The organism is bacterium, from assembly GCA_030693205.1.
Lineage (GTDB): Bacteria > Patescibacteriota > Minisyncoccia > JAHIHE01 > JAHIHE01 > JAHILZ01.
Genome location: JAUYBG010000012.1, coordinates 1 through 15,431 on the forward strand (window position 1 = coordinate 1; position 15,431 = coordinate 15,431).

The 15,431-nt window shown below is 38.9% G+C and carries 16 protein-coding genes; 8 read left to right on the plus strand and 8 right to left on the minus strand.

The window, feature by feature from the left end; all coding sequences use genetic code 11:
- On the plus strand, window positions 1-613 hold a 613-nt coding region (locus Q8N37_03435; protein MDP3057545.1), incomplete at its 5' end, for a hypothetical protein.
- A 16-nt stretch (window positions 614-629) separates the two neighbouring features.
- Here the strand turns inward: Q8N37_03435 and Q8N37_03440 are convergent.
- The 8 genes from Q8N37_03440 to rpmH all read right to left on the minus strand — a co-directional run bounded on the left by Q8N37_03440 (window position 630) and on the right by rpmH (window position 7,354).
- Window positions 630-2,069 carry an O-antigen ligase family protein gene (locus Q8N37_03440; protein MDP3057546.1) on the minus strand — a complete coding sequence of 480 codons (1,440 nt, stop codon included), beginning with the start codon at window positions 2,067-2,069 and terminating at the stop codon, window positions 630-632.
- A gap of 72 nt (window positions 2,070-2,141) precedes the next feature.
- On the minus strand, window positions 2,142-3,665 hold the full coding sequence (locus tag Q8N37_03445) for an O-antigen ligase family protein (protein ID MDP3057547.1): 1,524 nt from the start codon (window positions 3,663-3,665) through the stop codon (window positions 2,142-2,144).
- A 41-nt stretch (window positions 3,666-3,706) separates the two neighbouring features.
- A complete protein-coding gene (locus Q8N37_03450) occupies window positions 3,707-5,146 on the minus strand; it encodes a flippase (protein MDP3057548.1) in 1,440 nt (479 codons plus the stop codon).
- A 78-nt stretch (window positions 5,147-5,224) separates the two neighbouring features.
- Window positions 5,225-5,731, minus strand: a complete 507-nt coding sequence (locus Q8N37_03455) for a R3H domain-containing nucleic acid-binding protein (protein ID MDP3057549.1) — start codon at window positions 5,729-5,731, stop codon at window positions 5,225-5,227.
- Between the two features lie 14 nt (window positions 5,732-5,745).
- Complete coding sequence (locus Q8N37_03460; GenBank protein MDP3057550.1) at window positions 5,746-6,447, minus strand: YidC/Oxa1 family membrane protein insertase; 702 nt, start codon at window positions 6,445-6,447, stop codon at window positions 5,746-5,748.
- A gap of 49 nt (window positions 6,448-6,496) precedes the next feature.
- The gene (yidD, locus tag Q8N37_03465) at window positions 6,497-6,733 is read right to left on the minus strand and encodes a membrane protein insertion efficiency factor YidD (protein ID MDP3057551.1); all 237 of its coding nucleotides are present in this window, start codon (window positions 6,731-6,733) and stop codon (window positions 6,497-6,499) included.
- Between the two features lie 124 nt (window positions 6,734-6,857).
- Window positions 6,858-7,199, minus strand: a complete 342-nt coding sequence (gene rnpA, locus Q8N37_03470) for a ribonuclease P protein component (protein ID MDP3057552.1) — start codon at window positions 7,197-7,199, stop codon at window positions 6,858-6,860.
- A 20-nt stretch (window positions 7,200-7,219) separates the two neighbouring features.
- Window positions 7,220-7,354 (minus strand): 50S ribosomal protein L34, encoded by a 135-nt coding sequence (gene rpmH / locus Q8N37_03475; protein MDP3057553.1) that lies wholly within the window; start codon window positions 7,352-7,354, stop codon window positions 7,220-7,222.
- Between the two features lie 540 nt (window positions 7,355-7,894).
- On the opposite strand from rpmH, the gene dnaA reads away from it, so the two are divergent.
- From dnaA to Q8N37_03510, 7 genes are all read left to right on the plus strand, one after another.
- On the plus strand, window positions 7,895-9,298 hold the full coding sequence (dnaA, locus tag Q8N37_03480; protein ID MDP3057554.1) for a chromosomal replication initiator protein DnaA: 1,404 nt from the start codon (window positions 7,895-7,897) through the stop codon (window positions 9,296-9,298).
- Between the two features lie 306 nt (window positions 9,299-9,604).
- Window positions 9,605-10,738, plus strand: a complete 1,134-nt coding sequence (dnaN, locus tag Q8N37_03485; protein ID MDP3057555.1) for a DNA polymerase III subunit beta — start codon at window positions 9,605-9,607, stop codon at window positions 10,736-10,738.
- 11 nt (window positions 10,739-10,749) lie between these two features.
- Window positions 10,750-11,046: a DciA family protein gene (locus Q8N37_03490; protein MDP3057556.1), complete on the plus strand. Its 297-nt coding sequence runs from the start codon at window positions 10,750-10,752 to the stop codon at window positions 11,044-11,046.
- Between the two features lie 156 nt (window positions 11,047-11,202).
- The gene (locus Q8N37_03495) at window positions 11,203-11,586 is read left to right on the plus strand and encodes a hypothetical protein (protein ID MDP3057557.1); all 384 of its coding nucleotides are present in this window, start codon (window positions 11,203-11,205) and stop codon (window positions 11,584-11,586) included.
- A 99-nt stretch (window positions 11,587-11,685) separates the two neighbouring features.
- Window positions 11,686-12,648, plus strand: coding sequence for a hypothetical protein (locus tag Q8N37_03500; GenBank protein ID MDP3057558.1), 963 nt, complete (start codon window positions 11,686-11,688; stop codon window positions 12,646-12,648).
- A 108-nt stretch (window positions 12,649-12,756) separates the two neighbouring features.
- A complete protein-coding gene (lepB, locus tag Q8N37_03505; protein MDP3057559.1) occupies window positions 12,757-13,329 on the plus strand; it encodes a signal peptidase I in 573 nt (190 codons plus the stop codon).
- Window positions 13,330-13,448: 119 nt separating this feature from the next.
- The gene (locus tag Q8N37_03510) at window positions 13,449-15,326 is read left to right on the plus strand and encodes a lamin tail domain-containing protein (protein MDP3057560.1); all 1,878 of its coding nucleotides are present in this window, start codon (window positions 13,449-13,451) and stop codon (window positions 15,324-15,326) included.
- The last annotated feature ends 105 nt before the right edge of the window (window positions 15,327-15,431 follow it).

Here is a 15,431-nt window from a genome sequence, read left to right on the forward strand (position 1 = left end):
AGTAAAAAGGGAAGCGGAAACGATCCTTGCGCAACAAATGCAAGACAGCATCGAACTGGCGGACTCGGAAGAGCCGCAAATACAGCAATACGGCGGAGGCGCTAAACCGCAGCAGGAATGGCAACGCGGACAAAAAAAAGAACCGGCCGGTAAACAAGCCGACAGGTATATGAACCGCTATGGGGCAAAAAGCGGTAACCAATTGCCCGCAAGCTTACGCCAAAAAGAAATTGAAAAAAAACGAGAAGAGGAAGAAAGAAAAAATCCCCGAAAAAAAATGATAAGAGAAATGCAGGAAAAAGCTAAAAAAGAGCTTAAAGAAAAAATGAATCAAAGAGCCGCTCAGGTAGCCAGACAAGCGGCTATAAAAGCCAAACAAGCGGCAGCACGAGTTGCGACACAAGTAGCCCAAGCAGCCGCACGGGCATTAGCGCAAGCCGTGGCCTGGCTAGTGGGCGCAGTGGTTGCCGCGATAGGAGGAACCGGCTGTCTTATTATAATAGTAGTGGCTATTGTCGTCGTGATCATCGTGGTAATCTATCAGACCTGCAGCGATAATGCGGCATCTTCCGCTATTTGTGAGGGTATTTCGTGGATCAGCAGCCAATTTTAAAAAAACCGCTAATTAATTAGCGGTTTTTTTTTATTGCAGCCAGCAACCCCAGATTTAGCCAAAAAATTATCGCCAGATCGTTTTTCCAATAAGTTGTATCAAACAGCCCGTGCACTACAGTATAAACCATTAAGGAAAATAAAGCGGCAATCAATAAAAAATTTTCTCTGTCCAAAAAATTATTAGATTGCTTTGTCTCCGCCAGTGGGCGGATTCCTCGCAATGATAAACTTAATAAACTTACGCTTTTTTTAAAAAACCACGCCAAAATTACAAAAAATCCCGCAAGCCCCAAAATGCCGGTTTCCAGCCAAAAAGCCAGAAAAATATTATGCGGCTCCGGCACCGCCCATTCCAAATAAGGCTCGGAAAATCTAATCTGATAATCCAAATAATATTTTTGAAAATTCCCCGGACCGATTCCAGTCAGCCAATTGTCTTTCCCGATCTCCCAAGCGGAGCGCCAAATCATCAGGCGAGAATTGTAAGAAGACCGGTAAGACAAATCCTTTAGGTTTTCAAATTTACCGGTTCCGCTTTGGCCGAAAAACGAAACGAACAAAATTAAAAAAACAACGCCAAAAAATATTTTTCTTTTCTTCGGCGCTATCAAATAAATCAATAAAAAAACTGCAACAGCTGCCGCGAACCACGCCGCGTAAGAATAAGTGAAAGACAACGCCAAAAAAATTATCAACAAGATGAATAAATTAAATCCTTTACTGCGCCAAAACTTGCCAATCTGTTTGAGATTACCCGCTTCGCCTTGATCGAATCGAGGCGAGCAACAGGGGGGGAGGGGGGTCCCCATTGTAATCGAGAACGGTTGGCAAGTTTTGATATTCAATGTCTTAAAATCTGATTTCAGAAATACATATATTCCGACGATCAAAGCCGGCGCTAAATACATGGCCAGATAATTCGGCGATAAATAGAAACCATGCAATCTTCCATCATACGAAACCCCGCTTAGCGCGGGAAAAATTAAATATACGAGGCTTACAAGCGCCACCAATGATCCGGAAAAATAAAGCGCTTTTAAAATATTTTCTTTTTGTTTTAAAGTTCTTATTTCCGAAACTAAAATAATAAAAAATAAAAACGGATCAAAAAACCAGCCTTTTAAAATTCCGGCGCTGGTTTTTAAGTCGCTGGATAAAATTGTAGAAATTGTCGCTCCCGCCAATAACAGGATTATTCCTATTCCAAGCATCCTGTCCGGAATTATTTCACGTAATTTTATATGGCGAGAATTTTTAATAAACCAAATGGCAAATAAAATATAAATTACCAGCTCAAGAACGGTCGAAGGAACGCCAAAAATATTTAGTCTTACCAAATATAAAGGCAGACAAAAAACAATCGTCAAAATCCCTAATTCAATTTTTCGCCAGGAAAAATAGGCGAAAAATATTGCGCCTAAAATTATTGCTAAATTGAATAAAAATAAATTCATTTTACCTTCGCCTATTAAGTTAATGATTTAAAAATTTGTTAAAAGCGCAGCATTAGCAACTTTGGACATTGTTTAAACGGCTACTTTTTTTCCTAAGTTTACGCTGATTGCCAGATAAATCATTAAAACCGCCAAAAGGGTCGGCGAATAGATCGCGGTGTCAAAAAACAATTGGACAGAGAACCAGACAAAAGCCCCGACTAAGCCAAGAGAAATGACTTTTTCTTTTGATAATTCGCGTTCTTTTGATTTCAAAATTAATAAAAAAACCTTAACCGTTGAGATCAAAATAAGTACCCAGATCAGTAAAGTCGGAATGCCAATTTCCGCGGCAATATCCAAATAGGTATTATGAGCGGTAACAGAAGATCTCTCGGAAGAGCGCGCATTAAGCGCCTCGGCATACGCGCCAACCCCCACACCGAGGGTGGGATAGTCTTCTATAATTTTAATCGATTGGCGCCAATTTAACAAACGCTCGGAATTCGACCCTTCGGCAGGATTAAAACTGCTAAAAAATCGGGTGATAACCGGATTCGGAGAACTAAAGATCGCAATACCGCCGACCAAAACAGCCGTCACTACAATAACCTTGATCCGCTTATCAAAATATCTCCAACCCAAAAAAATAACCGCGGCAGTGCCGAAAAACGCGCCAACATATCCCGCGCGAGAAAAAGTCAGGCCAAGAGCTAAAAATAAAATCGCGTTGGAAATACAAAGCAAAAACTTCTGCCAAAAAGAAAAATTAAAAGTATTGGAGAAAAAGGCTAAACATAAAGCAATTGGCGCTGTTAATCCCAAATAAAAAGCAAACATATGAGGATCCGGAAAAAAAGAAATGGCCCGGAAAAATGTTTCCCCTCCGACATTGACCAGCCAGCTGGGATTAGCAACAACCACCTTGCCAAAAGATTGGCCATAGAACAAATAAGCGATATTTTTTGACCAAAAATCCATTATCGCGTCAATCCCAAAAATAAACTGGCTCAAAAACTGAACGATGCCCGCTATGGCCGCTATTGCCGCGGAAAATAACAGAACATAAATAACTTTTGTAATTTTTGCTGTCGAGTTAAAATAACCGGCAGCAATAAAATAAAGCGGGATGATGCTGAAAAAAAACAATGATCTGATCGCTGATTTTTCTTGATCGATCGAAAAATAAGCCGATAGCGCAATTAGGCCCAAAAAAACCAAAAGAAGCCAAGTTGTCGTTCTGTAAGGGATAACCAGCTTCTTTTTTGCCAAAGATTTAACTAGCCAAACTATAAACAAAAGAATAATAAAGATCCGGCTTGAAGCCAAATCAATGCTTTCGGTCACATTAAGCGCAACTTGAAAAGGCAAATAAAAAACCAGTGCCAACAGGCTTTCTTCCGTTTTCCAAAAAACTATCACTAAAAACAAAATTGCCGCTAAAAATAATAAAAAATAAACAGGCTGCCAGACTATAAGTCCGGACAGCGCCAAGCTGGCCGTAATAAAAAAAATCCCCAGACATACTTTTTTGTTTAATTTTAAAAAATCATTCCCGGCCATAACTATCGGAAATTTTTTCAGATATGCCAAAATTGTTTCGATGTTTTTTTTCATAACAATAAAAATATTTCGTGTTCCGCGCGGCGAGTTTTAATTTATTTTTTTAAAAATAATTTTATTTCTTTTACATTAACTCCATTAAGAAAGAAAAGCGCTAAAAAATAAAAAATACCGCCTAGCGCCAACTGCGCGCCCAGCGCGATGATAGGGGAGCCAAAAATAATCTTATTGCCGATTAAAACGATCAGCGCGGATGCGGCAAGAGTCGCAACAACCACTTTCGACAATCTCTTGATAGCGGGAGTATAAGCAATTAATTTCCGTAAATAAAGCATCATCATCGCCGTAACTAAAAATTCCGTAAACAGCGTCGCCCAAGCCGCGCCATTGTAAGAAAAGAAATGGATCAATGATATATTGGCAACAAGGCTCATTATCGCACCCCAAAAATATACCTTAGCCAGTTCGCGCTGCGCGCCCAAAGCGATAATGGCATTGCTCCACAAAGTTCCCAAGAATATCAAAGCAGTCGCGAAAATTAAGATATTCAGCACGCCGGCTGAATCGGCAAAATTTTTCCCTCCGATCGTATAGACGATTTTATCGCTTAGAATAACAGTAAAAGCGACCATTGGAATTAAAAATATGATTAAAGCGTTAAAGGTTTTTTGTATAACCTCTTTAAATTTTACCAGATCGTTCTTAGCTGTTTGGCTCATGATCGGCATTACCAAGCCGACAAACATTGTCGGGAAAAAAATCAGGTTTTCCAAAATTTTATATCCCACCCCGAAAATGCCGACAGCTTCTTCTCCTTTTATCAAAGACAGGATGATCGCGTTCAAGCGGAAATAAATCATCACAAAAATTGCCGCCATAGCCAATGGCCAGCCTTCCTTGACCATTCTTTTCCAGACGGACATATTAAACGCCAATCTTAATCTGACGAATTTATTGGCAAAAAAAGAAACAACCGCCAAGTTAATTATTGCTGAAACCGAAAACACCGAAATAACATTTAAAAAACCCAGATCTCTTTCAATAACATACAGCGTAAGAAGGAGCTGCGCCACCCGCCCGATAATTTCCGCCAACGCGATCTTATCTATCCTCAGATTTTTTTGGAACACCCCGACTAACACTTGCCCGCCGGACAAAGCCAGAAAACCCGCCGCCCCGATCACCATGCCCAATTTTAATTCATAGGAATACGGCAGAAAAAAAAGCAATAAAATTCCAATAAAAAAAACTAAGGCGGTAGCGCTTAGTCTGAGCGCAAAAGCATTATTGACAATTTCCTGTTCTTTTTCCTTATTTTGAGAAATTTCTCTAACGGTGATTTGATATAATCCTAAATCCGCTAAAACAGTAAAAATATACCAAAACGTAAATACAATAATATAATTGCCAAAACCGGTCGGTCCTAAATATCGCGTTAAATAAGCGGTAACGACCAGCGCCAGCACCCCGTCAATTATTCGCGCAATACTTGAAAAAGTTGCATTGTAAGCGATTTTTTGCCTTATAGTAAGCACAGGTGGTGGAAAATGGATAAATAGAAAGCGGCATTCAAAAATTTAGCCACCCTCCACTTTCTACCTTCCACTTTCAGTCTATGAATTAATAATTTCGTCGATGTTAATGTTCTTTTTGCTCTTTTTTTGATTCAAAGGATTAATAACAACCGATCTGTTGGGATCTTCACCGATACTCTTTGTTTCCACCAGCGGACTATTCGACAGTTCCATATGAATTATTCTTCGCTCCAGAGCGCTCATCGGATTTAATGTTTCAGATTTTCCTTGCCAGCTTACTCTTAAAGCGGCGCTTTTGGCGATTTGCCTGAGTCTTTCTATCTTATCTCGCCGATAATTATTAATATCGATTATAAAAGTCGGAGCATTCAACGCATCCTTTCTCAACAACATTTTAATTAAATGGTCTATAGAGCCAATGTTGGCCCCTTCACGGCCAATAAGCAGAGAGGACTCGGTTGTTTTGATGGTAAAAATATAAAAATTCGGAGAAAGTTCCTCGTAAACCACCTCGTGCCGCGGATCTACAAAATTAATCACAGTTTTAACAGCTATGATAATTTTTTCTTTTAATGTTTCTTCCATAGTTTTACTTTATTTTAATTAGACTTTTCCGTCGTATAATACTGCTGAACAACGGAAAAAGCGGTAGTTATTACTAAATATAAAGCAATGCCGGCCGGAAGAGAAAAAGTCACAAACGCCATAACAAACGGCATCACGTAAAGCATTTGCTTATTCATTATTTGTGAAAAATCTTCGGACGAATCAGCCCTTTTGGTTTGAACGGCATTTTCCTTTGTTTTCGGCTTCGTTACCATTATCATTTTTGTCTGATAATACTGTAAAATTCCCACTAAAATCGCTAAAACAAGGCTTTTCTGGGTTAAATCTAAAATTCCCAAAAACATAAAATTTGTATTGCCGTCTTGTATCGCAAGATTGGCGCTAAGCGCATAGTAAAGAGCGATAAGAACAGGAAATTGAACTAAGACCGGCAAACACCCTGACACGGGATTAATGTTTTTATTTTTATAAAGCTCCATCATCGCTTGCGCCTGTTTTTCTTTTTGGTTTTTGTATTTTTCTTTTATCGCGTTAATTTCCGGCTGAAGCGCTTGCAAAGCCATCTGAGACTTGATCGACTTGGAAGCAAGAGGCCAAAGTAAAAGGCGAATTAATACTGTCAAAATAATTACCGCCCAGCCAAAATCATGGCCGGGAATAATATTTTGAATGATCGTTAAAACCTTTAAAATAGGCTCATAAAACAACGAATTGAACAGTGAAGTTATAGACATGTTTTGTAAACTAAAAATTAAAAGTGAAAGAATATTTTAAGTTTTTGTCTTATTCTACCGGATCGTAGCCTCCCTTATTAAAAGGATGGCATCGGCTGATTCTCTTGAGCGTCAATATTAATCCCTCGAGAGAGCCTTTTTTTTCAATCGCCTGATAAGCGTATTCGGAACAAGTGGGATAAAACCTGCAAACTTTATTTTTAAGCCAAAAAGAAAAAATACCGTGATCCGGCGAAATTGTTTTCTGATAAATTTTAATAAGTGCCAGAAGGATTTTTTTCAGCATATTGGAACGCCTTAATATTATTTATCCCGCCTTTTTTATTCCTCAGCTTTTTGCCTAAACCTGTAAAACCCATTGGATAAAGGCAAATAAAGCTATATGTGAAACAAAAAACGCGGGTTAAATTCTATTCAATAAGCTTTGTTCTCTTGAGAAGACTCAATGCAACTGTTTCGATCTCCTTATATTTCTTTCCCTGAATTTCGGGCTTCGCGATAAAAACCAGATCAAAACCGGGTTTAATTTGCTCCAAATTCAGCCTGACAATCTCCGCCGTTTTTCTTTTAACTGAATTGCGGGTAACCGCTTTCTTGCTTACTTTTTTCCCTACAATAACCGCAAATCTGGAATTATTCAGCTTATTTTTAATAAACCCTAAGGTTAAAAATGCCTGACCTGCAAAACTGCCTTCCTTAAAAAGCCTGTCAAAATCATTTTTTAATCTTAAGCGATAATTTTTAGGCAGCATGAGCTTTTTAACTCTTTAATTTATAGAGCAAGTTTTCTTCTTCCTTTTTGCCTTCTTCGCGCTAACACTTTTCGCCCGCCTGCGGTTGCCATTCTTTTCTTAAAACCATGGGTCTTAATTCTTTTTCTTTTTTTTGGCTGATATGTTCTTTTCATGTTTATTTTTTATCTAAATTATACGCATAATCTACTTATCTACTTTACCAATATTAGACCCTGATGTCAACCCCGCGAATGATCAAAAATCCTGCGAATATTAAAAATATCGCGCCAACCCGCAAAGCCTTACAACAAGTTTTATAAACAAGGAAAAGCTCTCGGTAAGGGATCGATTTAAATTATGCATTTCGAATTAAAAAATTATCTGTGCCGGTCCTTTACCGCTAAAATTATTTTGAACAAAACACAGTGGACTTTTTTATCTTAATGCGTTATTATAATTTTAATCATTCAGCCCTGTCTTTTCCACAATTCATCCACAACTTATAAACAATATTACACTTTTTACACCTTTTATCTTCTTTCTAATGATGCTATAATAAAAAAACTCAATGAAAACTGAAAATTTTATACACTTAGACTATAAACTTGATCTCCTTAGTTTTATTTCACCATTGCGAAAACCAGCGCGATAGTTTATTTTTTTCCTTTGCTTAACGCACGGGCAACAGGTTTTTAATTTTTGAATCTAAAACCATGAATAATCAAGAGCTTTGGCAAGCAGTCTTGGGACAATTGGAATTAATTCTTAGCAAAGCCAGTTTTACAACTTGGTTAAAAAATACTTCCATTATATCCCAAAAAACAAACGAAGTGGTGATTGGCGTGCCCAATGGTTTTACAAAAGAGTGGCTCGAAAACAAATACCATAAATTTATTTTAAAATCTGTCCAGGATATTACCGGGGAAATAAAAATTGTAAAATATATCATCGGCGCTGCCGCGGCGGGTCCGAAGAATGAACTGCCGGAAACCAAGAACAAAACAAAAACCGAGCCTAAAAATAACGAGGAGCAAAAACAAGAAAAACCGCGAAACAAAACGACCGAACAAAATTGTGTTTTTATCGACTCTGAAACAAATTTAAATCCGCGCTATACTTTTGAATCTTTTATCGTCGGGAGCCACAACGAACTGGCTCACGCCGCTTGTGTAGCCGTCACCAGAAACTTGGGCACGAATTATAATCCGCTTTTTATTTATGGAAGCGTCGGTTTGGGGAAAACCCATCTCTTGCAAGCAATAGGCAACCAAGTGGTGGAAAATGATTTTGATAAAAAAATTTGCTATACGACTTCGGAAAAATTTGCCTCGGAGCTGATCAGCTCTATCCGCGATAAAACCGTTGATAAATTTAAATTACAATATGCAAAGTTTGATGTTTTAATTATCGACGATATCCAATTCCTGTCGGGAAAAGAAAAAACTCAGGAAGAATTTTTCCATATTTTTAACGCTTTATACCAAAAAAACAAGCAAATCGTTCTTTCCAGCGACCGGCCACCAAAAGCGATCCCTACCCTGGAAGAGCGGCTAAGATCCCGCTTTGAAGGCGGAATGATCGCCGATATCGGTATCCCTGATTTTGAGACAAGAATGGCTATTTTAAAAGCAAAAACCAGAGAAAAAAACCTGAATATCTCTCCGGATATTTTAAATTATATTGCCACCAATATCCAAAAAAACATCAGGGAGCTGGAAGGCGCCCTGAAGCGGGTCCAAGCTTTGACCGAATTCAGCGCGAAAACCATAACCCTGAAAGAAGTAGAAGGTGTTTTAGCCGATGTGGTTTCCGCTTCTTACCGCAAACTAACCACGACCAAAGAAATTATCAAGATCGTTTCGGAATTTTATAATGTGAACGTCGACGAATTATCAGCGCATAGCCGCAAACAAGAGATCGTCAAACCTCGCCAGATAGCTATGTACCTGATGCGCTCGGAAATCAATACTTCGTTTTCTTCGATTGGGGAAGTCTTGGGGAAAAAAGACCACACCACCGTCATGCATGCTGTCAATAAAATCCAGGAAGATATTTCTTTGGACAAAAATATTGAACAAGAAATAATTTTGATCAAACAAAGAATTTATAATCAATAATTTTTTTCCGCGGAATAACTTGTTGATAACTCTTAATTTTATTTAAAAAACGGTGTAAAAAAAGTGAATTGATTCTGTTTAATTTCTGAATAAAAAAAAGGGGCGCGGCTAAAAAAGTTTTTCTGAATTTTTATCCCCAAAACCTCTCCCTATTTTCGATCAATTATCCACCCCTTTAATTCTTTTTCTTTCTTTTATAATATAAACCTTTAAGGCTTTTCCCCAAAATTATTCTTCTTAATAATAATAGTAATAATTTATATATATAAATTAACTTATAATATATTATCTTCTAAAATCAAACTTATGGAATTTATTTGTACGCAAGAAAATTTAAACAAAGCGCTTCTGGCGGTAGAAAAAATAATTACCAAAAACACCACTTTGCCAATTTTATCAAATGTGCTTTTGGAAACGGATAATGGCAGACTAAAAATTTCCGCCACTAATTTGGAAATCGGGGTCAGTTATCGAATCGGCGCCAAAATTGAAAAAGAAGGATCAATTACTATTCCAGCCAGAGTCCTGTCTTCTTATATCGCCAAACTGCCAAACAAGAAAATAAAGTTTAAAACAGGCGAAAACAATGTATTAAATGTTTTTTTGGATGAAATTACCACCAATGTTAAAGGAATGGACGCAAGGGAGTTCCCAATTATTCCCAAATTAAACGAAAAACCTGTGGGTGAAGTAAAAAATGTGGATTTTAAAAATGCTCTTTTGTCGACGATTATGGCTTCCGCTGTCAGCGAGGTCCGCCCCGAATTGAGCGGAATTTATTTATTCTTTGATTTTTCTAAAAAAATTCTGACAATAGTCGCAACCGACAGCCATCGCTTGGCGGAAAAGATCATTCCTTTGGCTAAAGGCGATTTTGAGCAGGGAGAAAACGTTTCGGTGATCTTGCCGAAAAACACCGCCCAAGAGTTAATCCGGGTTTTGGACAATGCCGCGATAACGGAAATTACCCTTTCCGCCAATCAAATTCTTTTCTCGATGGACGGCATTAGCCTGATTTCCCGTTTGATTGACAGTAAATACCCCGATTACAAGCAGATAATTCCGCAAGCTTTTGAGACCGAAATTACCCTTGAAACTAAACCACTTATTAATTTGATCAGGATTGCCGGTTTGTTTTCCGATACACAGCTGATGAACGTGTCTTTTAAAACCAATATTGCCGAGTCTTTGGTGATAATTAAGTCAGAATCCGAACAAATTGGCTCTAATGAAGCAAAAATCAAAGCCCAGATAAAAACAAAAGAAAAAAACGAAGATATTGAAATTGTTTTCAATCATAAACAGCTTTTGGAAGGATTGAGCGTGATTTTTGACGAAAAGGTGATTTTGGGCATAAACAACGGAAGCGCTCCGGCTGTACTGAAGCCGGAAGACGCCAAGAGTAATTATTTATATGTCATAATGCCCAAAGTGGTTTAAACTCCAAATTTATGGCTTTTGTCGGGTTAAAATCTTTTTTAAATCAAGCGGTTAATCGCGCCGGGATAGATGAAAATATCAAAGCGGCGGGCATTTGCGATTTGTGGGACAAGATAATTTTTAAAATGTTCGATAAGATTTTCATAGAGAAGTGCAAAGCGATCAGTTTTAAAAAAGGCGAATTGACAGTGGCGGTGCTGGACGAATTTTTTATTGAAAAGCTGGAAACAGAAAAATATGAAATCATAGAAGCGCTGAATAAAGAAATCGGCAAGAATATAGTAGATAAAATAAAATTTGAAGTGTAGAGAGTATTGCAATCCCGAGAAAATTTTCTCGGGATTGTTTTTATGGTGGAGAACACGGCGCAGTTTTTAAAAAAAGATAGGTTATAAGTTTAAATTAAAGCAGCGGCGAGTAACCCGCATTGCGCATTAAACCGTTTTTATGCTATAATATAAATTATGAACGGATTATCCGAATTAATTAAAAACAAAAAATTTTTAATTTCCGCCGCGGCGATCAGCGTTATTTTAATTGCCGCTGTTTTTTTAATTTTCGCTTTTTTCGGCAATAAAGAAAAATCCTCGATTCCTGTTGTCCCTGCCGCTTCAGCCGTACCCAAAGAAAAAACAGCGGAAGAAATAATCAACAGTTTGACGGCTCCGGTTTCGGGTGAAAAATCGGCGCCTGTTTCCAAAGAAATCCTCGATTCTCTTACGCCTCCCGCGCAAATAAACAAAGAACCAACGGTTGATCCTAAAACCGGCAAAGCTATTGAGATTGCGCCAACCCCGACTCCGGTTTCCAAAGAAATCATTGACAGCTTGACAGCCCCGGCGAAATAATGATTTATGAAGCAAGATTTATGAGTAGCGGGTTAATGATAAGCTTTTAATTTCAAATTCAAAAATCATTTTAAATTTTAATATCTTAAATCAAAACCTATGTTTCAACCAAACAAAACTATCAAAAACATTGCCTTTATTTTTGGAGTAATAACATTGTCTGCAGGTTTGGGTTACGCGGTTCTCGCCTGGACCGAACCGTCCGTCAATCCTCCAAATCCTGACCCAAATGTTTCCATTCCATTAAATACAGGACTTACAGGCCAGATTAAAAGCGGTAATTTGCAAGTAAACGCTTTAGGGATTCAAGGTTTTGGTAATGTTTTACTAGTGCCAAACGGCAATGTTGGCATCGGGACGACGAATCCGACAACCGGCAAATTGGTTGTTTCTGGTGGAAATATTGATATAACAGGAAACAGAATCATCAATCTGGCGGCTCCGATTGCTTCTACTGATGTTGCGACAAAGGGGTATGTGGATGCGCAAAGCGGAGGAGGCGGCGGAAGAAGCGGAACAATAGTGCTTTATGACCAAGGAAACATGCAAGGTATAAAAACGACATCATGGTTCTCAAGGATATATCTGCCAAGCGAGACCTGTACTGCATACGCTAACTACTGCTTTGGGGACAACACAATCGGAAATTCAAAGTGCGTATCAAAGCAGATTTTTAATTCCAGCGGCAATATGTTCACAGTTGACCTCAAGCCGGGAACACAGATAGGCAGCGGAGGCTCATGCAACACAACATACACCAAAAAGCAGGCAGACACCTTTATTTATGCGACATGCAGCGTCACTGCATGGGAGTGGCAAACGGCAAGCGCAAGCGTCAGCAGGCCGGGAGCCACCATAACGTCATGCAGCGCAACAGGCAGCTGCACATATTGCGCAAGCGTCTCAAGCTCGAATTCAGGGACAGACGCCGGCACTCCGGCTGGGACAGTGTATACTGCAAGTTGCGGTGGTTGCTGCACAAAGTCAACATCAATAACAGAATATTCTGGCGAATTGCCATTTCCCTTGGGGCACCTGGAAGTTACCTACACATGCCCATAGCTGATAACCTGGGAGTTGGGGTCAACTCTATTTTTCTTAAAACATATTAAGAATATAAAAATCATAATAAATGCCAAATCCATAATTATATTAATATCTGGTTTTGCTGTGGTTAGTTTGGCTGTTTTTGCCGTGCTTCTTTCGCCCGAGACAAAGCTTTTTTCTCCTGAAATAGAAAGAGGTATTGTCCAAAAACAGGGTTGCGTTTCCAGTGTTGAAGAAAAAATCGTCCGCGGTAATTCTTTAACCGGCGTGATTGAACCCGGCGAGACCGTGAAAATCCTTTTTGGTTATTATGATTGCAACGAAATTAAAAAAGAAGATATAATTGTTTATTCTTATGCCGGCAACCCGGTTCCGTTGATTAAAATCGTCAAAGGAATTCCAGGTGATAGTTTTCGCCTACAGAAAGAGGAAAGCGGCCCCGTTAGAGGTAAAACCTCTAACGGGGTAAACCGGAACATTTTAATCAAGGGTGAAGTTCTGAAAAATGCGCAAAGTCAACCGTACCTTATTGGCGAAAGCGGCTACCGGATGCTTTCGCTTTACGAAAGGGATTATAAAGGTGTTATTCCTGAAAATGCTTATCTTCTTTTGGGCAATCTTGCTTCAGGTTCTCTAGATGGCACGCACTTTGGATTAATAGGAAAGGCCGACATCTTAGGGAAGGTTGAGTATTAAAAACCGTTAGCGAGAGAAAAAGGGATTAAGTACCTTTCTATATCTAAAACGGTATAATTTTAAATAAATTAATTTAATTTAAAATTATTCTATATTTAAATTCACAGAAAACTAAGTTTATGCTTAAAAGTCTTCAAACCAATTTTAAATTGAAAAATCTAATCGTTGTTTTTTTAACCCCAATTTTATTATTGGGGTTTTTGGTTGAGTCGGCGCATGCTGCGGGAACGGATCATGCCGTAATTTCGGAAATACAAATAGCGGGGGTTACGGCCGATGACGAATTTATAGAATTATATAATCCGACGGATCAAGAAATAAATTTAACCGGCTATAGTTTGAAAAAGAAAACGAAGACAGGAACTGAAAGCGTATTAGTCGCGAATAGTTATTTTCAAGATATGGTTATCAAGCCTCACGGTTATTTACTCTTAACCCATAAAGAAAGCTATCAAGGTTCAGCGCCATCAAATATAGAATGGCCTAAAAGTTACTCCTTATCGTCTGATAATGCAATTCTTCTTTATAACGATAAAGGAGTTGTTTCTGATAAAGTTGGCTGGGGAGCATCAGCAGACTTCGAAGCGGCCGCTTTTTTAGAAAATCCGTTAGCTGGGCAATCTCTTGAGCGCAAATCCGGTATTGATTCTACTAGGGATACTTTGGCTAGCGGCGCGGATAAATTTTTTGGCAATGGATGGGACATGGACAATAATAGTATGGATTTTGTTTTGCAAACAATTTCTAATCCGCAAAATTCAGCAAGTCCGATTGAACCGGCGATTGAAAATTCGCAAGCACCCGCCTCAAGTCCGATTCCACCCTCGACACCCAGCAGCAATCCCGTTGCGAGCATTAGCCCTGTTTCAAAAAGTTTTCCTGTAGCGGAAGCGGGCGCGGACAGAGAAGCGGTAATTGGAGAAAATATTGATTTTGACGGTTCAGATTCTTTCGATTCTACGGGGAAAGACTTGATCTTCAGTTGGGATTTTGGCGACAAAACTGGCGCCAAGGGAATAAATGTTTCGCATATTTATAATGCAATCGGAGAATATAACGTGATCTTAAAAGTGAATAACGGCGAAAATATCAGCGAAGATTCTTTAAAATTAAAAATTATCGCGCCGGAATTTTCCGATAAAATTATTTTAAGCGAAATTCTTCCTAATCCGCCGGGCGCCGACAAAGACGGCGAATGGATCGAGCTTTTTAATTCCGGAGATAAAAGGGTGAATCTTCTCGGGTGGATTTTGTCGAGTAGCGCAAAAACCAGCGGCAAGCAATATGTTTTTTCCGGCGATAGATTTATTGAGCCCAAAAAATTTTTGGCGATCAAGAGAAGCGAAAGCGGCTTGGTGCTTGCCAATGAAGGCGGCAAAGTGAGCTTGATTTGGCCGGCGGATAAAATTTTATCAGAAGTTTCTTATGGATCGGCAAAAGATGGCAAGAGCTATGCTTTTATAAATAACTCATGGCAGTGGGCTGATATTCCAACTCCGAACAAAGAAAACTCGGCAAAATCTTTCGCGGCGTCTTCGAAAGAAAACATCGCAACCCTTGCCGATATTTCAAAAAATATTAACGGGCAGGAAGGCGCTGGCGGCGAAGGCGAGGCGATAGGAGACATCGCGATTAATTCATTGTTGGCAAGAAGCGCGGTTTCGCAGCTGGAAAAAAGTTTCAGCATCGAGGATTTTTTAAATCAATTAATTTCGGAAAAAGTAAACAATGCGATTTCAAAAGCAAAAGCAAACGATACAGATTTGCCGGAAAAAGTATCGTTATTGGCCGATAATGCCGGAGGAGAGGGAATTGCGGGCATAGATCAAGAATCAGCTTGTAAGGATTTTTGCGCGGAGAGCGAGAGAAACGCTTCTAATAGACAGAAAGATGTTCGGAATAATCCCTGGTTTTACGGGGATATCGCGCTGAGTATTTTGAGTTTATTCTTGGTTTGGCGTTATCAGGAAGTGAGGAAAAAGCTAAAGCTGTCTTGACAAAACGCTATTTTATGCTATAATAACAAGTCCTTAATTCGTTCGACGTGCTCAGAATTAATGGTGAGTGGAATCGAATCATTAAGAACTAGGGACTTGTTCTCT